General features: G+C 72.5%; 26 protein-coding genes. 6 read left to right on the forward strand and 20 right to left on the reverse strand.

All coding sequences use genetic code 11. The features are described from left to right. Window positions 1-66 precede the first annotated feature (66 nt). Entirely contained in the window at window positions 67-681 is a 615-nt protein-coding gene (locus tag FKD65_RS38805) for a TetR/AcrR family transcriptional regulator (RefSeq protein ID WP_205718413.1), read from the reverse strand. A gap of 107 nt (window positions 682-788) precedes the next feature. Between FKD65_RS38805 and FKD65_RS38810 the strand changes: the two genes are divergently transcribed. Next, window positions 789-2,219, forward strand: a complete 1,431-nt coding sequence (locus tag FKD65_RS38810) for an MFS transporter (RefSeq protein WP_240809820.1) — start codon at window positions 789-791, stop codon at window positions 2,217-2,219. Between the two features lie 19 nt (window positions 2,220-2,238). On the opposite strand, the gene FKD65_RS46745 is transcribed toward FKD65_RS38810, so the two are convergent. The 12 genes from FKD65_RS46745 to FKD65_RS38870 form a co-directional block, all read right to left on the reverse strand. Then, window positions 2,239-3,090, reverse strand: a complete 852-nt coding sequence (locus FKD65_RS46745) for an ATP-binding protein (RefSeq protein WP_368367173.1) — start codon at window positions 3,088-3,090, stop codon at window positions 2,239-2,241. Window positions 3,091-3,153: 63 nt separating this feature from the next. Then, a complete protein-coding gene (locus tag FKD65_RS38820) occupies window positions 3,154-3,843 on the reverse strand; it encodes a 1-acyl-sn-glycerol-3-phosphate acyltransferase (protein WP_205718414.1) in 690 nt (229 codons plus the stop codon). A 120-nt stretch (window positions 3,844-3,963) separates the two neighbouring features. Further along, complete coding sequence (locus tag FKD65_RS38825; protein WP_141584300.1) at window positions 3,964-4,590, reverse strand: GPP34 family phosphoprotein; 627 nt, start codon at window positions 4,588-4,590, stop codon at window positions 3,964-3,966. A gap of 2 nt (window positions 4,591-4,592) precedes the next feature. After that, window positions 4,593-4,859 (reverse strand): hypothetical protein, encoded by a 267-nt coding sequence (locus FKD65_RS38830; RefSeq protein ID WP_141584302.1) that lies wholly within the window; start codon window positions 4,857-4,859, stop codon window positions 4,593-4,595. Between the two features lie 12 nt (window positions 4,860-4,871). Next, window positions 4,872-5,819 carry an SPFH domain-containing protein gene (locus FKD65_RS38835; protein WP_240809821.1) on the reverse strand — a complete coding sequence of 316 codons (948 nt, stop codon included), beginning with the start codon at window positions 5,817-5,819 and terminating at the stop codon, window positions 4,872-4,874. A gap of 117 nt (window positions 5,820-5,936) precedes the next feature. Then, a complete protein-coding gene (locus FKD65_RS45945; protein WP_240809822.1) occupies window positions 5,937-6,080 on the reverse strand; it encodes a hypothetical protein in 144 nt (47 codons plus the stop codon). A gap of 150 nt (window positions 6,081-6,230) precedes the next feature. Then, entirely contained in the window at window positions 6,231-7,010 is a 780-nt protein-coding gene (locus FKD65_RS38845; protein WP_141584307.1) for a hypothetical protein, read from the reverse strand. A 7-nt stretch (window positions 7,011-7,017) separates the two neighbouring features. After that, a complete protein-coding gene (locus FKD65_RS38850; protein WP_141584309.1) occupies window positions 7,018-9,102 on the reverse strand; it encodes a hypothetical protein in 2,085 nt (694 codons plus the stop codon). 143 nt (window positions 9,103-9,245) lie between these two features. Then, window positions 9,246-10,091, reverse strand: coding sequence for a hypothetical protein (locus tag FKD65_RS38855; protein ID WP_141584311.1), 846 nt, complete (start codon window positions 10,089-10,091; stop codon window positions 9,246-9,248). 73 nt (window positions 10,092-10,164) lie between these two features. Then, window positions 10,165-10,920, reverse strand: coding sequence for a Crp/Fnr family transcriptional regulator (locus FKD65_RS38860; protein WP_240809823.1), 756 nt, complete (start codon window positions 10,918-10,920; stop codon window positions 10,165-10,167). 180 nt (window positions 10,921-11,100) lie between these two features. Next, window positions 11,101-12,639, reverse strand: a complete 1,539-nt coding sequence (locus FKD65_RS38865) for an MFS transporter (protein ID WP_141584316.1) — start codon at window positions 12,637-12,639, stop codon at window positions 11,101-11,103. Between the two features lie 68 nt (window positions 12,640-12,707). Then, complete coding sequence (locus tag FKD65_RS38870; RefSeq protein ID WP_205718415.1) at window positions 12,708-15,794, reverse strand: BTAD domain-containing putative transcriptional regulator; 3,087 nt, start codon at window positions 15,792-15,794, stop codon at window positions 12,708-12,710. A 52-nt stretch (window positions 15,795-15,846) separates the two neighbouring features. On the opposite strand from FKD65_RS38870, the gene FKD65_RS38875 reads away from it, so the two are divergent. After that, window positions 15,847-16,272 carry a limonene-1,2-epoxide hydrolase family protein gene (locus FKD65_RS38875; RefSeq protein ID WP_141584320.1) on the forward strand — a complete coding sequence of 142 codons (426 nt, stop codon included), beginning with the start codon at window positions 15,847-15,849 and terminating at the stop codon, window positions 16,270-16,272. A gap of 109 nt (window positions 16,273-16,381) precedes the next feature. Here FKD65_RS38875 and FKD65_RS38880 read toward each other — a convergent pair whose 3' ends face one another. The 4 genes from FKD65_RS38880 to FKD65_RS38895 all read right to left on the reverse strand — a co-directional run bounded on the left by FKD65_RS38880 (window position 16,382) and on the right by FKD65_RS38895 (window position 19,324). Beyond that, the gene (locus FKD65_RS38880) at window positions 16,382-16,759 is read right to left on the reverse strand and encodes a hypothetical protein (RefSeq protein WP_141584323.1); all 378 of its coding nucleotides are present in this window, start codon (window positions 16,757-16,759) and stop codon (window positions 16,382-16,384) included. Window positions 16,760-17,028: 269 nt separating this feature from the next. Continuing rightward, complete coding sequence (locus tag FKD65_RS38885) at window positions 17,029-17,532, reverse strand: hypothetical protein (RefSeq protein WP_141584325.1); 504 nt, start codon at window positions 17,530-17,532, stop codon at window positions 17,029-17,031. A 178-nt stretch (window positions 17,533-17,710) separates the two neighbouring features. Then, window positions 17,711-18,358, reverse strand: a complete 648-nt coding sequence (locus tag FKD65_RS38890) for a hypothetical protein (protein WP_141584328.1) — start codon at window positions 18,356-18,358, stop codon at window positions 17,711-17,713. 108 nt (window positions 18,359-18,466) lie between these two features. After that, on the reverse strand, window positions 18,467-19,324 hold the full coding sequence (locus FKD65_RS38895) for a hypothetical protein (RefSeq protein WP_141584330.1): 858 nt from the start codon (window positions 19,322-19,324) through the stop codon (window positions 18,467-18,469). Window positions 19,325-19,426: 102 nt separating this feature from the next. On the opposite strand from FKD65_RS38895, the gene FKD65_RS38900 reads away from it, so the two are divergent. Continuing rightward, window positions 19,427-20,665 (forward strand): NAD(P)/FAD-dependent oxidoreductase, encoded by a 1,239-nt coding sequence (locus tag FKD65_RS38900; RefSeq protein ID WP_141584332.1) that lies wholly within the window; start codon window positions 19,427-19,429, stop codon window positions 20,663-20,665. A 134-nt stretch (window positions 20,666-20,799) separates the two neighbouring features. Here the strand turns inward: FKD65_RS38900 and FKD65_RS44625 are convergent, their stop codons facing one another. Then, the gene (locus tag FKD65_RS44625; protein ID WP_168221318.1) at window positions 20,800-20,955 is read right to left on the reverse strand and encodes a hypothetical protein; all 156 of its coding nucleotides are present in this window, start codon (window positions 20,953-20,955) and stop codon (window positions 20,800-20,802) included. Between the two features lie 389 nt (window positions 20,956-21,344). Between FKD65_RS44625 and FKD65_RS38905 the strand changes: the two genes are divergently transcribed. Beyond that, window positions 21,345-21,749, forward strand: coding sequence for a hypothetical protein (locus FKD65_RS38905; protein ID WP_141584334.1), 405 nt, complete (start codon window positions 21,345-21,347; stop codon window positions 21,747-21,749). A 241-nt stretch (window positions 21,750-21,990) separates the two neighbouring features. On the opposite strand, the gene FKD65_RS38910 is transcribed toward FKD65_RS38905, so the two are convergent. Together FKD65_RS38910 and FKD65_RS38915 are read right to left on the reverse strand one after the other, a co-directional pair. After that, entirely contained in the window at window positions 21,991-22,425 is a 435-nt protein-coding gene (locus tag FKD65_RS38910) for a DUF6196 family protein (protein WP_141584337.1), read from the reverse strand. Window positions 22,426-22,697: 272 nt separating this feature from the next. Continuing rightward, window positions 22,698-23,123, reverse strand: a complete 426-nt coding sequence (locus FKD65_RS38915) for an ATP-binding protein (RefSeq protein ID WP_141584339.1) — start codon at window positions 23,121-23,123, stop codon at window positions 22,698-22,700. Window positions 23,124-23,229: 106 nt separating this feature from the next. Between FKD65_RS38915 and FKD65_RS38920 the strand changes: the two genes are divergently transcribed. Next, entirely contained in the window at window positions 23,230-24,084 is an 855-nt protein-coding gene (locus FKD65_RS38920; RefSeq protein WP_141584341.1) for a helix-turn-helix transcriptional regulator, read from the forward strand. Window positions 24,085-24,100: 16 nt separating this feature from the next. Then, window positions 24,101-24,232, forward strand: coding sequence for a DUF397 domain-containing protein (locus FKD65_RS38925; RefSeq protein WP_368367175.1), 132 nt, complete (start codon window positions 24,101-24,103; stop codon window positions 24,230-24,232). Window positions 24,233-24,266: the final 34 nt, after the last annotated feature.

A 24,266-nucleotide genomic window follows, 5' to 3' on the forward strand; every position in this document is an offset into this window, starting at 1 on the left:
CTCAGCCTCGCGGTCGCGGCCCCCTTCCGATCATGGACGAACGGCCGCCGCGCACCCTGTCCTTCGTCAGGGGCGGGTGATGGGGAGCAGCACCTCGTCGACGAGCGAGGCCAGGTACTCGTCGGTGATCGGGCCGCCCTCGGTGAGGTTCTGGTAGACCATCACGGCCGGGCCCACGTTCGCGACCCGCCGGGTCGCCGCCTCCGGCCGGATCTCCCCGCGCTCGGCGGCCTCGCGGAGCGCCTGGAAGAGCAGGTCGCGGACGGGCCGGGACAGCCGGTCGCGCACCACGTCGTGGACGAGGCCCATGCCCTCCTCGGCCTCGGTCTTGAGCACCCGGAACGCGGCGCCGCGGCAGGCGAGCAGCGTGTCGCGCAGGCAGCCCAGGATCTGGATCATGTCCTCGCGCAGCGAGCCGGTCTCCGGGGCGGTCGGCGGCTCGGGCAGGACGTGCTTGAGCGCGTCGGTGATCAGTTCGTCCTTGGACCGCCAGCGCCGGTAGAGGGCGGCCTTGCCGGTGCGGGCGCCGGTGGCGACGCCCTCCATGGTCAGCCTGCGGTAGCCGACGGCCTCCAACTGGGCGAACACGGCGTCGTAGATCGCCGCCTCCAGGTCGCCGCCGCGGCGGCGGGTCGCGGGGGCCTCTCCGGCCGCGGCGGGCCCGGGGTTCGCAGGACTCACGGCACGATCCCGAAAATAGTGAACGCTATCGTTCTCTTTCGTGCGCATCGGTGGTACGTTCCCCACATAGTGTACTTCGCCGTTCCTTATCTCCGGAAAGGTTCGCCTTGACCGCAGCCAGCGGGCGGACGGCCGTGCCCCGGGAGTCGACACCTCCCGGCAAGGCCGCGCCGCCCCTCCATCATCGTGCAGGAACCGTCCTCGCCGTCATCGTCGGCTGCCAGCTCATGATCGGGCTGGACACCTCCGTCGTCACCATTGCGCTCCCCGACGTCCGGGCGGGCCTCGGCCTCGGCACCGGGGGCCTCGCCTGGATACAGAACTCCTACATGCTCGCATTCGGCGGCCTGCTCCTGCTCGGCGGGCGTGCGGGGGACGTGTTCGGGCGCCGCCGCACCTTCACCGCCGGGATCGCGCTGTTCACCGCCGCCTCCCTGGCCGGCGGGTTCGCGGAGGCGGGCTGGTGGCTGCTGGCCGCCCGCGCCGCGCAGGGCGTCGCCGCCGCCGTCGCGGCGCCGAGCGCGATGGCGCTGATCGCCACGAACTTCGAGGGCGCCGCCCGCGTCCGCGCGCTCAGCGTCTTCTCGGCCGTGACCGGCGCGGGCGCCGCCGTCGGCATGATCGTCGGCGGGGTGCTGACGGAGGCCGGGTCCTGGCGCTGGGTGTTCTTCGTCAACGTCCCGGTCGGCGTGGTGCTGGCGCTGGCCGCGCCGCGCGTCCTCGCCGAGACGCCGCGCCGCCCCGGCCGCTTCGACGTCCTCGGCGCCGTCGTCTCGACCGCCGGCATGACCGCCCTCGTCTACGCGCTGATCCGGGTGGGGGCGAGCGGCTGGGACGACGGCCGGGCGGTCGCGGCGTTCGGGACGGCGGCCGCCCTGCTCGCCGCCTTCGTCGCCGTGGAGGCCCGCGCCCGCCGCCCGCTCATGCCGCTGTGGCTGCTGACGGGCCGCGACCGGGCCGCCTCCTACCTGACCCAGCTGTGCCTGGCGGCCGCCATGTTCGGCTCGTTCTTCTTCCTCACCCAGTACCTCCAGCAGGTGCTCGGGTACGGGCCGCTGCGCGCGGGGGCGGCGTTCGTGCCGATGGTGGGGACGCAGTTCGTCGTCGTGCGGACCGCGCCGCGGCTGCTGGCCCGCCTCGGCGCCCGCCCGCTCGTCGTCGCCGGGGCGCTCCTCGTCGGCGCCGGGCTGCTGTGGCTGTCGCGCCTGTCCCCGGGGGACGGCTACGCCGGCGCGCTGCTGGCGCCGTTCGTCCTGATGGGCGCGGGCGGCGGCCTGTCGATCCTGCCGCTGAACGCGACGATCCTGGGCAGCGTCGAGCCGGAGCAGTCCGGCGCGGCGGCCGGGGTGGCGCAGACCATGCTGTGGTCGGGCGGATCGCTGGGCTCGGCGGTCATGGTGACGGTCTACGGATCCGCCGCGTCCGGCCGCGGCCTCGCTGACGTCGCCGACGGGATGGACGCGGCGTTCGCGACCGGCGCCTGCTTCGCCGCGGCCGCGCTGCTGGTGGCGCTGCTGGTGCTGCGCGTCCGGCGCTGAGCGCCCGCGCGGGCGGGGCTCACGCGGGCGGGGGAGCGGCCTCCTCGAACCACGCGAGCAGTTCGGTGTCGCCCACCAGGCGCGCGGTGTCGTGGGCCGACGGCGATCCCGCCCGCGGGTCGGCCCCCGCCTCCAGCAGGGCCCGCACGACCTCGGTCTCCCGCTTGAAGACGGCCCCCGCCAGCGGGCGGTGGCCGAGGTCGTTGGCCCGGTCCGGGTCGGCTCCGTGCAGCGCAAGCGCCCGGACCGTCTCCGGATGCCCGTGGCAGGCCGCGTGCATCAGCAGGGTCTCGCCGCGGTGGTCGGACAGGTTCACCGGCACCCCGGCGTCCACGTGCGACAGGATCCCGCGCGTGTCGCCCGCCCGCGCCATCTCGAACAGCCGGGCCGCGAGCCGCTCGTCCGTGCCGGGCCGCGAGCCGTTCCCGCTCTGGACCTCGCTGTCGGCGGTGAGGAGCCCGCCCAGGCTGTCCTCGCCGTAGGCGAGGCGCTTCTCCAGCGCGACCAGCGCTCCGTCCTCGGGGAACGAGGAGAACCGGACGTCGTCGGCCAGCGCCTCCATGATCATCAGACCGCGCCCGTTCTCCGCGGACGGGTCGGGCTGCGGGATGTGGGCGGCGTCGAACCCCGTGCCCGAGTCGATCACCTTGATCACGCAGCGCCGGTCCTGGATCATCGCCCGCACGGTGTAGTCCGCGCCGTGCTCGGCGTGCTTGATCACGTTGGTGCACGCCTCGGTCAGCATCATCTCGATGTCGTCGCGGATGTGGCCCTCGACACCGAGCGCGGCGAGGGCCGCGTCCAGGAGCTTTCGCGTCGCCGGAACGCTGGCGACGTCCCGCGGAAGCACGAGGTCCATGGTGATTTCCACATCATCTCCATCCGTCCCCATGACTGTGCCCCACGGGCAAAACTGAAACATGGGGACGGGCGGTCAGCGCTGCTCGGCGGGCCTCGGCGCGTAGTCGTCCACGTACTCCTGGCCCGACAGCCGCTGGATCGCCTCCATGATCTCGTCGGTGACCTCCCGCGCGGCCCGGCCGCGCGGCACGCCCGCGTCCCGGCCGCGGAAGTCCATCGGCGCGCCGATGCGCAGCCCGATCCGGCCCGGACGGGGGACGGCCTGCCCCCGGGGCTGCACCTTGTCGGTCCCCTCGATCGCCACCGGGACGACGGGCGCCCCGGTCCGCATCGCCAGGCGCGCCACGCCCGTCCGGCCGCGGTAGAGCCGCCCGTCCGGCGACCGCGTGCCCTCGGGGTGGATCGCGAACGCGCCGCCGCCCTCCAGCACCGCCGCCGAGGTGTCGAGAGCGTCGAGCGCGGCCCGGCCGCCCGACCGGTCGACCGCGATCGCCCCGACGCTGCGGAAGAACGTCGCCGTGGCGCGGCCCCGCACGCCCGCCCCGGTGAAGTACTCGTGCTTGCCGAGGAAGTGGACCCGCCGCGGCACCATCAGCGGCAGCACGAACGAGTCGAGGAACGCCAGGTGGTTCGCCGCGAGGATCACCGGTCCGAGCCGCGGGACGTGCCGCAGGCCGCTCACGCTCGGCAGGAAGGCCAGACGCATCGCGGGGCCCATGACCACGTGCTTCATGAGGGGATAAATCAGGCGTTCGGGATCCATGTCCGAGCAGGCTATGGTGCGCGCCGCCCGGCCGCCGCTGGGGCCCGATACAAGTTCGGCGTCCGGGACCTTGTAGGAACCCGCACTTGCCCGCCTCGCGCCGGCCGGTGCGGCCGCGGCTCAACCCCCGGCCGCGGCCGCGTTCATCTGCCGGATCACCTTGCGGACCGCGACCGCCGCCGGCCCCGTCCGGGCCGTCAGCTCCTCGATCCGCCGCCGGTGCCGCCGCCGGTCGGCCCCCGGCAGGACGGTCTTCAGCTCGCCCGCCGCCGCCAGCGCCACCGCCGCGGCGTCGTAGCTGTTCACGTGCGCCACCGGCCGCCCCCGCAGCGCCGACGACGCGCCGCCCCACAGCGCTTTCACCACCCGCGGGTCCTTCACGGTGACGTCCTGGTGCGGGAACAGCCCGAGCACCCGCCGCGAGCGGACCCTGATCCAGCCGCCCCGCGCCAGCTCCTCGCGGACCGTAGGCACGATGGACCGTGCGTCCTTGCGCACCCAGTGCTGCCACGACCGGGGCCGCGACGCCGCGATCTGCGCGAGCACCCCGTACGGGTCGTCGCCCGGCGTCCCCGGGACGGGCCTGCGCCGCTCCTCGCCGAGCCGCCCGTCCAGGTACAGCTCGGTGAGGGCGGCGGCCCGCAGCACGTAGCCGAGCCGCGTCCCGCCCCTGGTCATCCGCTGCTTGCGCAGGTCGTAGGCCAGCAGGTACATCCGCGCCGGCAGCGAGTCCGGAACATCGACCATGGCTAATCCTCGCCCCCGCCCTCCGGCGGGTTCCCCTCGTTCCCGCCCTCCGGCGGGCCGTCCTGGTCCTCGTCCCGGGCCTTGCGCGGCCGCCCGGGCCCTCGCATCCGTCCCGCCGATCCCGGCATCCGCCCCGCGTCCGCGAGCGCCTTGCGCAGCAGGAACTCGATCTGCGCGTTGGTGCTGCGCAGCTCGTCGGCCGCCCACCGGGCCAGTGCGTCGTGCACGGCAGGGTCGAGCCGCAGCAGGATCTTCTTGCGCTCCGCCACCGGTCGCGGCGGTCACTGGTAGAGGGAGCCGGCGTTGACCACCGGCTGGGCGTCCCGGTCGGCGCACAGCACCACGAGCAGGTTGCTGACCATCGCCGCCTTGCGCTCCTCGTCCAGGTCGACCACGTTCTCCTCGTCCAGCCGGTCGAGCGCGAGCTGCACCATGCCGACCGCGCCCTCCACGATCCGCTGCCGCGCCGCCACCACCGCGCCCGCCTGCTGCCGGCGCAGCATCGCCTGCGCGATCTCCGGCGCGTAGGCCAGCCCGGTGATCCGCGACTCGATGATCTTCACGCCGGCGGACGCGACCCGCTGCGCCAGCTCGTCCGACAGCTGCCCGGTGATCTCGTCGGCATTGTCGCGCAGCGACGTCCGGTCGTGGGCGTCATAGGGGAAGCTGCCCGCGATGTGCCGGACGGCCGCCTCGGTCTGGAACGCCACGAACTCCACGAAGTCGTCCACCTCGAACACGGCCCGCGCGGTGTCGGCCACCTGCCACACCACCACGGCCGAGATCTCGATCGGGTTCCCGTCCAGGTCGTTGACCTTGGCGAGCCCGGTCTCGTGGTTGCGGATCCGCGTCGACACCTTCCGCCGCTCCGTCAGCGGGTTCACCCAGCGCAGCCCGTCGTTGCGGACGGTCCCCTTGTACCGCCCGAGCAGCTGCAGCACCCGCGCCTCCCCGGGCGCCACCGCCGTCAGCCCCACCGAGACGATCAGCCCGGCCACCCCCAGCAGCGACCCGGCGACGACGCCCACCGCGATGGCGCCGGTCCCGCCCGCCGCCACCCCGCCGACGACCGCGGCCGCCCCCGCGAGGACCAGGACGAGCGCCGCCCCGAGCATCCCCCACCCACTGCGGTCCGCCGCCGCCCGCTCACTGATCTTCGGCCGTGGCATGTCCACCACCGCCCCCGCGTCCACCATCCCGTCCTCCCTCTCCTTGGTTATCACCGACATAGCAAAGTGATATCACATTTTTGCGGAGGCTCGGAAGAGGATGCTCGGTGGGCGCCGAGTGGTCTCCTGGCGATCACGTCCGCCGAGGGACCGCTCGATGATGGGACTGGCGAGGCGTCACTCCTGACCGGACCCCGCCTTCGCCTCGTCGTCCTCGGCTATCCGCCGCTGGGCCTCGGGCCAGCCGATGGGCACGTCGGCGGCCTTTGTCTCCCAGAAGACGAACGTCGAGTCGCGCATCACGGCACGCTTGCGGCGCATCGTGGAAACGTGGGGCTCGGCCGCGGAGTAGGCGTACAGGGACCTGTGGTCACTCCAGGCCGAAAGTGTCCAAAAGGTCCGCTTGAACAACTCGGCCGAGCCTGCGGCGTCGGGACTGCGAACTTGTCAATGGCAAGATGTGGTTTCGCGCTAGACGGTCTCGTCGGCCGGTACGAGCGGCGAGTCGTCGTCGATCGGCGCCATCCGCACGCCCATCAGCGCGAGGGTCTTGCGCAGGACGGTCTCGCTGTTGACCACGAGCCCGAGGATGTCGGCCGACTGCAGCGCCTCGGCGAGCCTGGTCACGTGCTCGAGGAGTTCTTCGGCGCTCTCGCGCCGCTCCTTCTGAAGCGTGCCGAGGGTCTCCGCGGCCTGGTGCGGCTCCTGGGTGAGCCGCACGGCGTACCGGGCCGTGGGATTGGCCGCGCTCTCCTCCAGGAAGCGCTGCCACCGGACACGGAGGTCGTCGGTCTTCTTCAGCCGGAGCGCGTCGGCCTCCGCCTTGGCCTCGATCCTGTACCGGTCGAGGGCGCTCTCGCGCATCGCGTCGAGCACCTCGTCGGGCGGTCGCAGCTCCACCCGTACCGTCCACGTGCGGGGGCCGTCCGGCTCCGCCGCCATCTCGGCGAGCCGGTCGGAGACGTTGCGGTTGGCGGCCTCCTCCGCCCTCGCGGCCTCGAAGACCGGGAACCGGCGGGCGGTCTCGCGTACGGCGAGGCGAACCGTCTCCAGCATGCGCTCCACCTCGCCGACGCCGTCCCGCCGGAGGCCGATCCGCCACCCGGCGGTTACGCCGGTGCAGTGGGCGGTGGCGGTGAAGTCGAACGCGCCGCCCTGTGCGGGAACGGTGAAGTGCTCGGGCTCGGACGCTGCGGCCGACGTTGGAGAGTCGGGGGCCTGGGAGGTGTACTGGTGCTTGATCAACCACATCTGCTTTTCAACTCCGTGTCTGGTGCTGGGCAGGGACGAGCCGAAGCAACCGGTGGTACGCGGTCCGCGTGATGGCGCCGCGGTGGAGCAGGAGCCGAGCGTGCAGGCGGAACGCGGCCCTCAGCCCGCCCGCCTCCGCCCCGCCGCCGCTGACGACCTGTTCGATCACCGACCGGAGTTCGGGGGCCTCCCCGTAGGCGACCATCCAACGGGCGAACAGCCCCCAGGCCTCCGGAGCCGCGGGCCGCTCACGGCCGGAGGGCTCGACGGCGCGGAGCAGCAGCGCGTGCTGCCAGAGGCGCGCGATGCGACCGGCGGCCTCGCCCCGCCGTGCGATCTCGATGAGGTCCGGACGTCCGGGACGGGATCGCGGCGCGGCGATGCGCAGGAACACGGTCGCCGCGGTGAGGCGGCTTCCCGAGTGCTCGCTCACCGCCCAGTCCGCAAGTGCGCCGGTGATCTCCGTCGCCGTCTTCGCCGAGTACAGGAACGAGAGGGATGCGGCGACGGCGTCGGCGGTGTCCCGGCTGAATCGCCGGGACGCCGTCCCGAACACCTTCAGCGCATCGGTGAGATCGCCGGCGCCGAGGTGGGAGCCGTGCGCCCGGATCGCCACCAGCACTTCCCCGCGAGTGCCCCGAGACAGCCGGAGCAGGTGCTCGCGCACCCGGCTCTCCAGCGCCGGCTCCCGCGCCGCTGCCTCCAGGACCCATGCCGCCAGGCGCTGGTCCTGCCGCGCCGCGGACTTGCTCCAGGGGCGGATGAACCGCTCGTCGACCGTGTCGAAGTCGAACGTCGCGAGCAGCCCCACCGCGTGGGCCGCTCTGATCGCGGTCTCGGGTCTGTGGGCGAGCCGGTCCAGCCAGGCCATGAGCGGCTCGCGAATGGTGGGCTGCTCCTCCCACAGGACCTGGAGGGTCGTGCCCGCCCGCGTCCGCTGCCGCAGTGCCACCAGCCGGCCGCCGCCCGTCGGCATCGGGCGGGCGACGGCCCCCGCAAGGTCCAGCCAAGTCTGGAGGTCCTCCCAGGTGGGCAGCGGGCGCCTCCCGTCCTCCCGCTTCCAGGCGGCGTCGATCTGTTGGGCGAGATCGAGCGCCGCCTGCGAGACCGTGGTCTCCTTCATCCCGTGCAGGACGGCCACGCTCGCCATGAAGCAGCGGCCGAGGATGGGCCGCCGCTCCGACAGCCGCAGCCGAACCTCCTCGCGGACCCGGTCGGGAAACTCGGCGATCACCTCCTCGGCCGCCCTGCCCTCCGCCAGGCCGCGGACCAGCCGGCAGGCATGGTCGACGGCCTTGCATGGCGACGTCTCCTCGGCCAGCAGCCCCTCGACGGCCCGCAGCGCCGGCCCGGCGAGCGTGCGCCGCTCGATTCCGTAGGCGAGCGCCTCGCGGTCGAGCCATCGTCTGAAGACCTCGACGGCGCCGGGAGGCCGGTGCTCGATCACGGTGCCGAACGGCGCCGGCCCTTGAGCGGGGACGAGAAGCACAAGGCGGCAGTCCCTCTTGAGGGCGAGGCTCTCGAGGCCCGGAAGTTCCGCGTCCAGCCTCCGGCCCCGGTCGACCTCTCCGACCTCGATGACGTATCCGTGACGGGGACGCAGGTCCGTCGCGCGGACCAAGGCGAGAGAGCCCTCCACCTGGAGGACGCCGACGGGCGGTTCCTCTCCGGCGCCGGCCGCGGGCGCCGGGCGGCACCACTGAAGCAGCGCCGCAAGCGCGGCGGTCATGCGTCCCGTCCCTTCCGTTCCGCGCACGTGCACCACCGAAGAGTGCTCCAGAGCCCGTTGGAGCCCGGGCAGTGAGGGGATCGAGGCGAGGTTGTCCGGGACGAGGCGCTCGGCCGCCTTCTTCGGCATGTACCAGATCCGGACGGGCCGCTCTTCCTTGGCGCCCTCGAAGACGTAGAGGTCCCGCTGAGCGTTATGAAGTGCGCCGTTGCCCGAGGCCTCGTACGAGACCCTGCCGATCCAGTCGCGCCCGGCGACCGTCCCCAGTCCGCCTTCTTCGAGAGAACGCAGGCTCTCCCGCCGCAGCCGCTCCTCGCGTTCGTCCTCGGCGACCTGTTGGTCGAAGCGACGGCCGTCGGGCACTGCGGGACCTCGTTCGGCACCCGCGGACTCAGGGGAGGCGTCGTGCCCGCCGGGGTCCGGTGAGGGCGTCGCTCCCGCATCGGTGGGGGCCGGCGACGCGGGCTCTGGGGGCGCGGCTCTGGGGGTTTCGGGTCCTGCGTCACTCATCTGTCTCGTTCCCTCCCGATGTTGATGTCACGGTGGGCCGAATGGAGAGTGCCGTGCCCGCTGACCTTCATTCGCTGCGTGCCGATGTAGTCGCGGCCCACGGCCAGCCGACGGTCGGCGGCAGCGCCGGGAGACTCCGCCGTACCGGTGTGGGCGGGGCGATCCTGGGCCGGGCCGTCTTTCCCTGGGACGTCGTTCTCCGGGCCGGGGGTCTCCGGGCCCTCCTCGTCCGGCAACGGGATGTCGTGAATGTCGAAACGGGGCACGTAGAGGTACGCGTCGTACTCCTGCTTCTTCACCCGCACATGGACGGAGCGGAAGTCGGACGGGCGTGGTTCGCCCGGGCCCTGCGTGATGAAGTCGCGGTAGACCTCGGTCGAGACGATCACCGCGAGATCCGCGTCGGGCAGTGCCGCCAGCGCGGTGCGCACGGGGGCGGAGTCCCGGAGGCGCGCGGGGAGGACCGCGTGCTGCCCCGGCCATCCGATCGCCCCGTCCGTGTGGATCGGCCCGACGTGTACGGCCAGGCGCAGGCGGATCCTCGACCAGTGATCGTCGGCCCGCCTGCGGTTGTGGACGCCGAGGGCGGCGTCCAGCTCGCGGATGAAGAGGTCCATGAGCACCGCGACGTCGGCTTCCCTCGGCAGGACGGCGAAGACGCCGTCCCCGCCCAGCTGCCTCAGCCATGCCTGCCGGTTGAGCTCCGCCCTGTCGGCCGCGGCGTCGAGTGAGTCGCCGAGCGCGCTCTGCAGGACTCTCTGCTCAGCGTCGTTGCGGCTGCTGTAGTCCTCGATGTCGGCGGTGACGAGCACCCGGTGCTCGGGAACGGGCCTGCGGGTCATCGTGCCTCCCTGGATCGGTTCCGACGTCCAGGGTCGGTCGCGACCTGGAAGGCGAGGCCTGATAAATCAGGCCTCAGCGAAGATCGTCTGGGGGGTCGCACGGACGCCGGAGGGGAAGGTCCGCGTAGGCCGCGAGCCTTCGCAGGTCATGAATGACCAGACGGCGCCGTCCCGGACTGCTCACGAGATCGAGGGCCGCCAGTTCGCGCAGCGCCTTGTGGACCGTGTTCTCCTTGGCCCCGATCAGCCCCCCGATCTCCGCCTGGGTCAGCGGTATCCCCAGGTCCGTTCCCGTGGAGACGGGGATGCCGTGGCGCTCAGCGAGGGCCAGCAGGACGCGCGCCAGACATCTGGACGCGTCGTAGCTCGCGAAGTCCAGGCGTCGCTGGTTGGACCACCGCAGGCGCTCACTGGTCATATGGGTGAGCGCCAGGGCGGCTGCGGGTCTGCGCCGGAGGAACTCCAGGAAGACCGGCCCGCGGATCTGGCTCACGGTCACCCTGCCGCACGTGATGACCGTCGCCGAACGCGGTGCGCCGTCCAGAGCGGCCATCTCTCCGATCAGGTCCCCGCTCACCCGGAGCGCGAGCAGCGCCTGCCGCCCGTTCTCGGTCCGCGCGGTGACCTTGACCAGTGCATCCAGAAGCAGCCAGACCGAAGCGGTCGGATCACCCTGCCGGACGAGGACGTGGCGCGCCGGGAAGGCTCGGAACTGCCCCGCTCTCAGCAGGTCCGACCTGTGATCTTCCGGAAGCCGGCCGAGGAAGGTGCCAGAAGGCCAGCGGCGTCCGGAACTCGAACCATCAGGCATGATCGCCTCCGTCTGCAAAGGCGCCGGGGTTCAATCTTGCGCCGCCACTCGCCGTCGCGCCTCCTCCGGTGAAGACGTCGGCCGGAGGCGGCCCGGGAGCCGTCGCATCGCCCTGTCGCTCGGGAGCGCGAACCCGTTCAGGATGCGAAAAGCGCTGCGGTCCCGCCTTTTCGGGCGGGACCGTTCAGCCGCGGCGGGTCAAGCGACCGTGACGGGGGCGGGCTCCTCGTTCTCGGTGATGACCTTGGGGACGTTTCGGAGGGTGATCAGGGCGAACAGGGCGACCAGGACGGCGAGGGCGGCGCTGCAGGCCAGGGCGGCGTGCATGCCGTCCACGAAGGCGTTGCGGGCGGCGGCGGCGACCTCGGCGGCGAGCGCGCCGGGCAGGTTCGCGGCGGTCTGGAGCGCGCCGCCGAGGGAGTCGCGGGCGGCGGAGGCGGCCGGGGCGGGCACGCCGGCGGGCAGGTCGAGGACGCCCCGGTACACCGCGTTCAGGACGCTTCCGAGGACGGCCATGCCGAGCGCGCCGCCGAGTTCGAGGCCCGTCTCGGAGATCGCGGACGCGGCGCCGGAGCGGTCCTTCGGGACCGAGGCGAGGACGGTGTCGGCGGTGACCGTCATCCCGAGGCCCATCCCGATGCCCGACAGCAGCATCGCCGGGACCATCGCCCAGTAGGAGGTGTCCAGGCCGATCGTGGCGAAGAGGACGAAGCCGCCGGCGGAGACCAGCATGCCCAGGGCGACGACGCGGGCGCGGCCGAGCGCGCCGATCAGCGGCGGGGCGAGCGCGGCGCCGCCGATCATGGCGCCCGCGGCGCCGGGCAGGCCCGCCAGGCCCGCCTTCAGCGGCGACCAGCCGAGCGCGAGCTGGAAGAACAGCGAGAAGATCAGCGACTGGGCGACCAGGGCGAACATCGCGAACATGTTGGTGCCGATCGAGCCGGAGAACGCGGCGCGGCGGAACAGCCGGATGTCGATCAGCGGCTCGGCCACCCGCGCCTGCCGGACGAGGAACGCGGCGAGCGAGAGGGCGCCGACCAGCGCCGCCACCGGGACCTGGAGCTCGTCGACGCCGTGCGCGGCGGCCTCCTTGATCGCGTAGACGAGGCCGAGGACGCCGAGGACCGACAGCGGCACGCTGAGCAGGTCGAGGCGGCCGGGGGCGGGGTTGCGCGACTCGGGCAGGACGACCGCGCCCGCCACCAGCGCCACCGCCATCAGCGGCACGTTGATCATGAACACCGAGCCCCACCAGAAGTGGTCGAGCAGGGCGCCGCCGATCACCGGGCCGAGCCCGACGGCGAGCCCGGCGATGCCGCTGAACGCGCCGACCGCCATCGTCCGCTCCTTCGGCTCGGTGAACGCGCGGCGCAGCAGCGACAGGCAGGACGGCATCAGCGTCGCCCCGGCGACCCCGAGCAGCGCCCGGGCGGCGATCAGCAGTTCGGCGCTCGGCGCGTAGGCCGTCACGGCGGACGCGGCGGCGAAGACCGCGGTCCCGATCAGCAGCAGCCTCTTGTGGCCGATGCGGTCGCCGATGCCGCCCATGGTGATCAGCAGGCCGGCGAGCGCGAACCCGTAGGCGTCGGCGATCCACAGGATCTGCGTGCCCGAGGGGTGCAGGTCCGCCGACAGGTGCGGGACGGCCTGGTTCAGCGCGGTCAGGTCGATGTTCGGCACGAGCGCGACGAGGAGGCAGATCGCGAAGGTGCCCCATTTGCGGGCTGAGGAGTTCATGCCCGTGAGGTTCGCGGTCCGCGCTGACCGTCCGCGCACCGCCCGCTGACAGCCCGGGCGGCGGCCGGTCAGCCGCCGGTGAGCAGGGCGAACGCCTTCTCGCGCGGGAGCGCGGCGCCCCGCGCGTAGGCCGCCTCGTAGGCGTCGTCGCCGAGCAGCGCCCGCGCCCGCGCCGAGACGCGCTCGATGTCGGGGTCGCCCGCCACCGCGACGCCCCGCAGCGCCCTGCCTGCGCCGAGCAGCAGCGCCGCGCGCTCCCCGTCGCCCGCCCCGGCGGCCAGGCCAGCCATCGCGGTCGCCGCGTCCGCCTGGTAGTCGAAGATCGGGTGGTCGAACGACATGTCGACCGCCTCGCGGAACAGCGCCTCGGCCCCCGCGGCGTCGCCCTCGTCCGCCGCGAGCCACCCGAGCCCGACGAGCGCCGAGCCCCGCACGCCGGCGGCGATGAAGCGCTCGGAGGAGTAGCGGTTCAGCGCCGCCTCGTACATCCGGCGGGCCTCGGCGGCGTCCCCGCGCAGCCGCGCGACCTCCCCGAGCCCCTTGCAGCCCCCGGCGATCTTGTCGGGGGTGCCGGCCCGGCGGGCCAGCTCGACGCCGCGCTCGTAGTCCGCCCGCGCCGCCTCCAGGTCGCCCGCGTGGATGTGGACGGCGGCGCGCTGGTAGAGCAGGTCGGCGGTGTCCTCCAGCGCGCCGAGCTCGCCGACCAGTTCCAGCGCCTCGTCCAGCAGCGCGAGGGCCCGTTCCCGGTCGCCGCGCCGGTCGGCGAGCTGCGCGAGCGGGTCGAGCGAGTTGGCGGTGCCCCAGCGGTCCCCGCAGGCGCGGAACCCGCGCACCGCCTCCCCGCACGACCTCTCCACCTCGGCCAGGTCGCCGTTGAACTGCGCCAGGAACCCCTCGCTCATCCACATCAGCGCGCGGCACCACGGGTCGTCGCCGACCTGCCGCTCGAAGACCTCCTGGTCCGTCCGCTCCGGGCCCGCCGTCAGCGCCCACAGCACGATGACCGCCGGGTACCGCAGCGGGCCGTCGATGCCGCGCAGGAGCCCCGCGGCCCGGTCGAGCCACGCCACCGCCCGCTCGCCCGTGGCGCCGCCCGACACCGCGTTCGTGACGCACAGGACGTACTCCTCGGCGAGCCCCTCCGGCGGTCCGGTGCCGACCGCCTCCAGCAGCTCCGACGCCAGCGGCGCTCCCTCGACGCGTCCCCGCAGCCACCAGTACCACGACAGCGGCGCGATGATCCGCAGGGCCAGCGCCGGGTCGGCCCGCACGCACCGCCGCAGCGCCGCGTGGAGGTTGCCGTGGTCGGCGGCCAGCAGCCCCAGCCACTCCAGCTGCTCGGCGCCCCGCAGGTGGGGCTCCGCGCGCTGGGCGAGGCCGGCGAAGTACTCGGCGTGGGCCCGTTCGAACCGTTCCATCTCACCGGCCCGGACGAGCTGCTCGGCGCAGAACGCCCGCACGGTGTCGAGCATGCGGTACCGGGACCCGTCGCTCTGCACCAGCGACTTGTCGGCCAGCTCCACCAGCAGGTCGTCGGCGTCGCCCAGGCCGCACACGCCCATCGCCGCCTCCAGCGTGAGCCCCCCGGCGAACACCGTCAGCCGCCGCGCGAGGGTCTGCTCGGCCTCGTCCAGCAGGTCCCAGCTCCACTCCACGACGGCCCGGAGCGTCTGGTGGCGAGGCGGCGCCGTCCGGTTGCCGCGCGACAGCAGCCGGAACCGGTCGTCCAGCCGGGTCGCGACCTCCGCCACCGGCAGCGACCGCAGCCGCGCCGCCGCCAGCTCGATCGCCAGCGGCAGCCCGTCCAGCGCCCGGCAGATCGCCAGCACGGCCCCGGCGTTGCCCTCGTCCACCCCGAAACCCGGCCGCACCGCCTCCGCCCGGTCCAGGAACAGCCGCACCGCCGGGTACGCGGGCAGCTCCTCGGCCCGCGCGTCCGGCGGCGGTACCTCCAGCATCGGCAACGGCCGCAACGCCTCACCGGTGATCGCGAGGGCCTCCCGGCTCGTCGCCAGCACCCGCAGCTCCGGGCACGCGCTCAGCAGCCGGTGCGTCAGCTCCGCGACGGGCGCGACGACGTGCTCGCAGTTGTCCAGGACGAGCAGGACCCGCCGCCCCTCCAGCGCCGTGACCAGCCGCTCCACCGCGTCCGGCGGCTGCTCGCCCGGCATCGGCCGCATCCCGGCCTCGCGCAGCCCGAGCGCCGCGAGCACCGTGTTCGCCACCTCGCCCCCCGAGACGGGCGCCAGGTCGGCGAAGCACGCCTCACCGCCGTACCGCCCCGCCGCCTCGATCGCCAGCCGCGTCTTGCCCGCGCCCCCCGGCCCGAGCAGGGTGACCAGCCGCCCGTCCGCGAGCATCCTGCCGACCCTGCGCAGCTCCTCCTCCCGCCCGACGAGGCTCGTGAGCTGCGCCGGCAGGTTAGGCCGGACGGCCGCCGGGGCGTCCCCGCGCAGGATCGCCAGGTGGACGTCCGCGAGCTCCCGCGACGGGTCGGCGCCGAGCTCCTCGGCCAGCACGCCGCGGCCGTCCTCGAACACCGCGAGCGCCTCCGCCTGCCGCCCGCTCCGGTGCAGCGCCCGCATGAGCAGCGCCCGCGCATGCTCCCGCAGCGGCTGCGCGTCCACCAGTTCGCGCAGCAGCGGCACGACCGCGCCGGGGTCCTCGTCGAGCATCGCCTCGCCGTACGCCTCGACGGCGCAGGCCCGGTCCTCCTCCAGCCGGGCCGCCTGCCCGGCCGCGAACGGCGCGCCCACGTCGGCCAGCGCGGGCCCCCGCCACAGGCCGAGCGCCTCCCTGAGCAGCCCGGCCGCCTCGTGCCGCCCGGCCGCCTTCGCGTCGGCCACGAGCCGCTGGAACCGGTGGACGTCGACGTCCTCGCGCCGGGCGGCGACCCGGTACCCCGCGGGCGTCCCCTCGACCAGCCCCGCGTCACCGAGCCCCCGCCGCAGCCGCGACACCTGCGACTGCAGGGCGTTGGCGGCCCCGCTCGGCGGGTCCTCCCCGTACAGGCCGTCGATGAGCCGCTCGGTCGGGACGGTCCGTCCCGCGTCCAGCAGGAGCATCGCCAGCAGCGCCCGCACCAGCGGCCCGCCCACCGGCACGGCGGACTCGCCCGCCCGGACCTCGACGGGTCCCAGTACGCCGAACTGCATCCCCCGATTCTCCCGCATTACGGTGGTTCCACCGACCTTCGGAGGTAGCGCCATGACCGAGATCGAGATCGTCACCGACTTCCTGGCCGCCCTCGAGGACCTCGACCTCGAACGCGCCATGACCCACGCCGCCCCGGGCATGATCTACCAGAACGTCCCGCTCCCGCCCGCCCGCGGCGCCGCCGCCGTCGAGAAGACCCTGCGCGCCATGACCCGCTACGGCACCGGCTTCGAGGCCCGCGTCCACAACATCGCCGCGAACGGCCCCGTCGTCCTCACCGAGCGCACCGACGTCCTGGAGGCCCGCGCCTGGCGCGCCGAGTTCTGGGTCTGCGGCACCTTCGAGGTCCACGACGGCAAGATCACCCTCTGGCGCGACTACTTCGACTGGACGACGTTCCTCGCCGCCTCCGCCAAGGGCCTCGCCGGCGTCCTCGTCGCCGCGCTCAACCCCCGCCCCCGCACGACGACCCGCTGACGTCCGCCCACCGGTCTCCAGATACCTCCGGTCCGGTGGCCGCGAGGGGCCACCGGACCGGAGGTCGTTCACTCGGCGCCACCGCCCGCACGGGCGGCGGCGCATGCCGTCAGAGCTTGGGGTGCTCCCGGTCCTGCTTCTTCCTCAGCAACGCCGTGAGTACCTCTTCGTAGGTCTGGTCAGGCCTGACAGTGATTTCGTCGGCGGGAAGGTCGAAGGAGATGCCCCAGACCTGCGCCCTGCGAAGGACGAGCTCCGCGAACTCCTCGAGCGTCCGTTCGCGCGGCCACAGGCACTCGATCTCCACGATCACCTGTTCCAGGACGGACTCCGGACGAACGATGAGGGCCGTCCTCTCATCGAAGATGACCTTGACCGGGCAGCGGAGGTTGCCGACCATGCGGAAGGCCGTCTCCGCCACTTCGCGAGGCCCCATATGAGCTGGAAGGGGGAGGTCCTCCACCCTTTCGTCCTCATTCTGGCCCATTTTTGCTCCCTTCTGGGATCTGGTCTGTCGCGTGACGCTTCCACGCTGACGGCCCTGATTGACCGCCATACTGTGGACCGTCCGCCCTTGTCGGGCGACGTCAAACCTGAAGGGGGCTCCCCGAGGGCCGAGACGGGTTACCGCAAGCCCTGCCGCCGCGCGGGCGGAGGAGCGGCCGCGGCGAAGGACGAATGCTCCGGCCACGACGCGGAAACAGATGATCCCCGGGGCGACGCGCCCCGGGGATCCGACTCAGGCCGACCGGCTGATCACCGCTCGGTGGTGCTGGACGCGGTGTCGGCGCAGGACGGGTACGTGTCGTACTGCGCGCAGGAGGCGAACGCGTCCGAGGAGACGTCCACCTTCTTGAGGTCGCCCGAGTACGGCAGGTACGACGGGACCTTGCTCAGGTCCCGGAGGTCGTACTTCGCCAGGTACTTCAGGCTGGGCATGTCGGCGCCGGCCGGCGCGAGGACGAGGTACAGGCCCTTGTCCCGGTCGGCGAACTTCGCGACGACGATGCCCTCGGGGTCCGAGGTGTCGGACGACTCGGAGGCCGTGGCCTCCGGCCGGCCGGTGGCCGGCGCCGCGGACGCGGTCTCGCCCACGCCCGTGACGGAGGGCGAGGGCTGGATGTAGACGGTGTGCGGGGCCGACGGCCGTCCGACGTCCGAACCCTCCGAAGAGGAACCGGTGCCGCATCCGGCCGTGGCGGCCACGACCACCGCCAGCGAGGCGACGAAGAGACCGAGGCCCTTGGGTGCTTTGGACATGGTTTGTATGCCAGCTGACAGGTCCGACGCGACGCCGGACACGCGTATGCCGCTGGCCCTCCGCGGTAGACAGTCCTGTCCCCGACCGCGTTGACCACCACAGGTGGCAGCTGCGGCTGGAAACGAGGGATCCCCGGGGCGACGCGCCCCGGGGATCCGGTTGGGACCGGCAGGATTCTCACTTGCCGGTCGAACTGGCTTCCGCGTCGCACGGGTACGAGGCGAACTGGCCGTACGAGTTGTACACGGCCTTGGAGACGGGCACCGCGAACGTGTCGCTCACGTACGGGATGTACGAGAGGTCGTCGCGCAGGTACTGGAGAAGCCTCTCCGGGTCCTGGCGAACGCTCGCCGGCGCCCGGCGGACGTTCTCCGCCAGCTTCTCCAGGCTGGGCCTGTCGGCGTCCTTCTCCGGGACGAGGACGAAGTACGAGCCCTCGCTCCCGCCGCCGAACTTGGCGATGACCCACCCCACGCAGGCCGGGGTGCCGGACGGCTCAGAGGCCGTGGCCTCCGGCTGGGCGGTGGTCGCTCCAGGCTGCGCCGTGGACGCGGCCGGCTGGGCGGTGGTCGCCTCCGGCTCGGCCGCGGTCGTCGCCGGCTCGCCGGTGGGCTCAGCAGGGGTCTCGGACTCGCCCGCACCCGTCGTGGGCGAGGGCTGGTAAGGAGCGGTCACCGGGGACGGCGGCCGCCTGTGGGGGAACAGAAGGGCGGACAGATCGGCGAAGAAGTACCCACCGACCGCCCCCAGCGCGGCGAGCAACACGATGCAGGCCGCGACGACCTTGACTACGACGGATCCCCTGAGGCGGTGAGTGAAGTACACATTTCCCATGGTTTGTTGCCGGTGGCAGGCCCGACGCGACGCCGGGCACGCGTATGCGCACCGGTCTCCCTTCGGTGAGGACCGTCCGTCTTCCGGCGGTTGTGACCACTACCGATCGGACGTGTGAGAGAACCGCGAGGTCAGGCCGCGCGCTCCCTGCCATGCGTCCGGCACGGCGGCCACCAGGAGGGAGCATGCCGCCACCGCGTCCACGACCGTGGCGGCGGCCTCGTTCCACAGGACGTCCTGCTCGGGAACCAGCCGGTAGAGGACCGCCGAGAGCACCGGACCGGCCGCCCCCGCCGCCATGGACGCTCCCCGGACCTTCGTCCGGCGGACGGCGACGGCGCTGACGGCGCCGGCCAGGACCGGCACCGCGATCGCCACCGGGAGCATCGGCGGCAGGTGATAGCCGAGATTGTCCGGCAGATCCGGCATCTCCGGCCGCAACCGGACCAGGAAGTCCAGCCCCAGCGGCTGGACCATTCCGGCGTAGACGACGGTTCGGGGCACCAGAGCGGTGAACGCGAGCCCGGCGCCCCACTGGAAGACGGCGTAGGCGACCAGCCCCTTGCCGATGACCGGGGCGACGGCGGCGGCGAGGGCGCAGAGGCTCCCGAGCAGGACGCCCACCAGTGCGGCGGTGAGGACGTCGTCGCTGACGAATCCGCTGGCACGCTGCATCAGCACGGGACAGGTCGCCAGTGTCCCGAGAACACCCGCGGGCACCGCCGCCATCCGCGTCCTCACCTCACGCCCCGCGGTCGCGAGCACGACCGCCGCCGGCACCGCGACGGCGCAGTACCAGGCGACCAGCGTCACCTGGACGCCCTGCACCCGCTCGGCGCCCGCCGTGAAGTCGCCGCCGAGCGTGGTGATGCCGGTCAGCTCGGCCGCGAGGACCTGGCCGGTGCCGAGTGCGGCGGCCGTGAGTGCGGTGACGCCGAGAGCCGGGAGGGTCCGCACGACCCCGATGCTAGCCCGGTAGGCCGGAGCCGCCCCGTCATGCCGGACATGCACGTGTTCCTGGTGGTGACCGTAGAGTGTCGGCCTCGGGGAGGAGCAGCGATGGAGAAGACCGACACCCTCGTCATAGGTGCCGGGCAGGCGGGCCTGTCGGCCGGTCACTGGCTGGCGAAGGCGGGCGTCGAGCACCTGGTGGTCGACCGGCGGGACCGGCTCGGCGGCGGCTGGAACGACCGCTGGGACAGCCTCCACCTCGTCGCCCCGAACTTCACCGTCGCCCTCCCCGGGATGCCCTACGCGGGCCCCGACCCGGACGGGTTCATGCCGCGCGCCGAGGTCGTGGAGCACCTGGCCGAGTACGCGGCCGTGATCGGCGCCCCCGTCCGCCTGGGTGTCGAGGTCGAGCGGCTCGCGCCCGCGGACGGCGGCTTCACGGCGCGCACCGGCTCCGGTGCGATCGCGGCGCGCAATGTCGTCCTCGCGACCGGACCGTTCCAGCGCCCGAAGACCCCGGCTCTTTCCCGGCGTCTCCCCGCCCACGTCCGGCAACTGCACTCCGCCGACTACCGGCGCCCGGGGCAACTGCCGGACGGCGCCGTCCTCGTGGTCGGGACGGGCCAGTCCGGCGCCCAGATCGCCGAGGAACTGCACGACGCGGGTCGCGAGGTCCACCTGGCCGTCTCGGACTGCTCAGCCGTGCCCCGCCGGTACCGTGGCCGCGACTCCCACTGGTGGCTGACGCAGGTGTTCCTGCACGGCGCGGAGGTCGGGGTGCCGTTCCCGACCGTCGCGGACCTGCCCTCGCCCGCCGCCCGGTTCGCCTGCAACGCGCACGTCTCCGGCAAGGACGGCGGCCACGACATCCACCTGCGGGAGTTCGCGCGCCGCGGGATGCGCCTCTACGGACGCCTGGAGTCGGCCGACGGCGCGACCGTGCGGTTCAGCGACGACCTCGAGGAGCGCCTGGCCAACGCGGAGACGGGCTTCGACAGGAAGGGCCGCCCGCTCATCGACGCCTACATCACCGCCGCCGGGCTCGCCGCACCACCCGACGACCGCCCGCCCGCGAGCACCTTCGTCCCGGACACCGCCACCCGACTCGACCTCGACGCCGCCGGGATCAGCACGGTCCTGTGGGCGACCGGCTTCCGCCTCGACTTCTCCTGGGTGGACGTCCCCGTCTTCGACGAATGGGGCTACCCCCGCCACACCAGGGGCGTCACCGAGCACCCCGGCCTGTACGCGGTGGGCCTGCCCTGGCTGCACTCCGAACCGTCATCGATCTTCCTGGGAATCAGCGCCGACACCGCCCACATCGTCGACCACCTGGCCACCCGCTGACGCGGCCGCCCGCCCCCAAGCGGCCCGGATGGGTTCAGCGGAGGCCCACCGAAGGTACCTCCGGTCCGGCGGCCGCGATGGGCCACCGGACCGGAGATCGTTCACTTGGCGTCACCGCCTGAGCGGTGACGCGGTCAGCGCTGCAGGTAGGCCTGGGCGACCGTGTCGGTGGCCTCCTCGGAGGTCATGTCCGGCCGGACGACGGCTCCACAGGTGGTCACGTAGACCTCCTTCTGGACGTCCTTCGCCTTCCGCAGCGCACTCGCCGCCGCGTCCGCGGCAGGTGTCATCGCTGGGGGGGTGTACTCCTCTTGCCCCGGCTTTCTTGGCATGGTGCTTCTCCCATCGGGATTTGCTCTGTCGCGTGAGGTTCCACACGGCGCGGTCCTGATGACCGTCGCGATATCGACCGTCCACACCTGGCGGGCGAGGGCAAGTGGTCCCAAGCCGCGGAGGGGCCCGGGCGGACGCGCGCGGTCGAGCTCCGTCGCTGAGCGTCGGCAGTCCACGCCCCGGCCCGAGGGGCGGATTCGAGGAGTTTTCCCAGCGTGTGTTGCCGGGAGGGCCGCGTTCGGCACTGTAGACCGCGGAGCCATGTGGTGAAGCCACGAGGGGCTTAACAAATAACCGGTTGTTCGTGCGAGGCGCGTGCAACCCGAGTCAAACAGGAGGTTGTGACATGAAGTTCGGACTGTTCTCGTTGGTGGCCGGGGGAGGCGTCGGCGTCGGCATCGGTGCGCTGATGGCGGCCCTGGACAGCGCTCAGATCGTCTTCAGCGGCCACAGCGGCGACGCCACGGACGCCCGCGCCCTCGCCGTCGGTGCCGTCAGCGGCCTCATCGCCGGCGTCATCGGTGCCGTGTGGGGCATCGTGATCGGCCTCGAGACGCAGCTCCAGCGCTGGGGTCTCCTGGGGTTCATCAGTCTCGTACTCGGCCTCAAGTTCTTGGCCCTCATGGGCGCCGTCCACGGCGTGCCGGGTCTCACGGGGCTCTTCGTCGTCGGACTGCTCTCGACCTGTTGCGGTCTGCTCGCCGGGGCGGTCCTCGGTGACTTCGCGAACAAGGACGCGTCGAGCACCTGATCTACCAGCGAGGCCTTGGCATCCACCAGGTCTCGTCCACCGGGGGCCTGGCATTCACCAGGCTTCGCCGACGGGGGGCCTGGTACCGACCAGGCCCCCCGTTCCGCTCCTCGCCGTCCCGGCCCCTGGCAACGAACAAGCACCTCTTCGACCGGGTGTACGGGGACGCCCGGGCAGATGGGGAGATGGCGCCAGGCTGATCAGCGGCCCGACGTCCGTCACCCGGCCGGGGTGCTCGGGCTCAGCCGGCGCGCAGGGCCTTGACGGTCGCGATGGCATCGTCCAGCAGGTCGACGGGGCAGCCCCAGTAGTCGTAGATGCCGCCGCGGGCGCGGTTGCTGCCGCAGATGACGAAGACTCCGGTACCCAGTTCGGCCTTCAGGTGGGTGGCCAGCCATCCGACGAAGCCGCTGTTGTCGAGCTCGGCCGGGAAGTGGAAGGAGAAGATCCCGAACCGCTCGACGTCCCGGTGCTCCCGGGTGAGCGGGACGAGCCGGCTCCAGCTGTCGCCGTCGCGGACGACCGCGAGCGTGTCGTCGCCGAGCGCTGGAGGCCGGTCGGCGGGCGACTCCTCGAAGCACCACGCGCCTTCGTGGACGACGAGGTCGGCCAAGGCGATCACACGGCGCAGACGTTCCTCGGTCCGCTGCGGACTCTCCACGCTGACACTGACCATGACGTGTCTCCTGTTTCCTGCGGCAGGGATCTGTTCGGGGGGAGCCGAGCGGTCGGCCACGCCGTGGGCGCGGGCGCCTCGGCGCGTAGACGATCACCTCAACACCCTCGAAGGCTCGTTGATTTCGTTCCTGCCCGTTCCGCCTCGTGGCCCGAGCAGTGACGCGTCCCAGGGTGGGGCAGGGCGGCGCGGCCGTTTCGCACATGAGGCCCCGGGTCACCTATGGCTGGGGCATGAAGGCCCGATGGCGGGGCTCCGCTGCGCGATGGCGGTCATGGTTTGAGGCGGGCCCAGACCCATTTGCCCCCTGCCGGGTCGGGGGAGTAGCCGCACTCGGTGGCCAGGGCCGCGACGATCGGGAGGCCTCGGCCGCCGTTGTCGTCCCAGTGATCCTCCGAGACGTCCAATGTGTCGAGCGTCAGCTCCACCAGTGGACGGACTCGCGGCTTGGTCGGGCTCGCGTCCCACACGGCGATGAGGACGCCGGCGACGTCGAGGCTGCACTGGTAGCGGATCTCCTCGCCGGGTGTGGCCGCCACGGCGTTGGTGATCAATTCCGAGGCGATCAAGAATGCATCATCCGAAATATGTGCACAGCCCCATTTGCGAAGCCGTGCCATTGTCAGCGTGCGCGCCAGTCCCGGCGCGGCCTTCGACGCCAGCATGGAAAGCAGCAGGCAGTCCGGTGTAGCGATCACGAGACCGGCCCTTCCTGGAGAGTTTTGCGATGTGTGTCTCCAGGATCACGCCTCGTAGCTACGATGAGTTGTATACGTAAACTTCGTAAACAACGGGGGGTTCTCGGTGACCGCTGCCGACGAGCTTGATCCGATGTCCTCTCTCTATGCATGGATGGCCTACGACCTGCGAGTTTACAGAAAAAGGCACGGTATGACTGGCGCGCAGGTCGGAAAGATCATCGGCTATGTCCGCTCGCATGTTTCGAACCTGGAAGCGGGCAGGGTCCAGCTCGACATGAAGCAGGCCAAGCTGCTCGACAACGCATGGGATACAGGCGGTCATTTCGAGCGGCTTCTTGCTTTTGCCCGCAAGGGGCATGATCCAAATTGGTTTTTACAGTACGGCCAGTACGAGGCGACCGCGGACGTGATCAGGATTTACCAGGGCCAGATCATCCCGCCTCCGCTCCAGACCGAGGACTACATGCGGGCGCTCCTCTCGGAGAGCGATGCGGACGACCTCGACCAGGCCGTCCGGTCGCGGATGGCGCGGCAGGACGCCGTCCTGTCCCGGCCGTCCCCTCCCTATGTCTGGGTGTTGATGGACGAGGACGCGGTGACCTCCGAAATCGGCGGGCACGAGGTGATGTGTGCTCAGCTCAGGCACCTGCTTGAACTCGGAGAACTTTCTCATGTGTCGTTCCGTCTGCTCCTCAAGTCGGCCGGTGCGCATATGGGGCTCGATGGCCCGTTCAGACTCATCACCGTGAAGAACCGCCAGGTCGCCTACGTCGGTGCTCGCAGAGGGGGCCGGTTGATCGAGGACGCGGCGGAAGTACAGGAACTCGCCGTAGATTACGAACGAATCGGGTTCAAGGCCCTATCTGAGGAGGCTTCCCGAGCCCGGGTCGTTGGACTGTTGGAGGTGGCGAGTGAAGACCGACTGGCGAAAGAGCTCCCGCAGCGGGGCGATCAATGATGAGGCATGCGTCGAAGTGGCCGAGTTGATCAATGGCGTTGGCATCCGGGACTCCAGGGACCCCGAGGGTGGACGGCTGGCCGTGAGTGGCGACGCGTTCGGGTGTCTGCTTCGGCGGATCAAGGACGGTGCTCTCGACCGGGCATAACGGGCGTGCGGGCCGGTCCTGGGGCTGGGGCGCT

This window comes from Actinomadura sp. WMMA1423, from assembly GCF_006547145.1.
GTDB lineage: Bacteria > Actinomycetota > Actinomycetes > Streptosporangiales > Streptosporangiaceae > Spirillospora.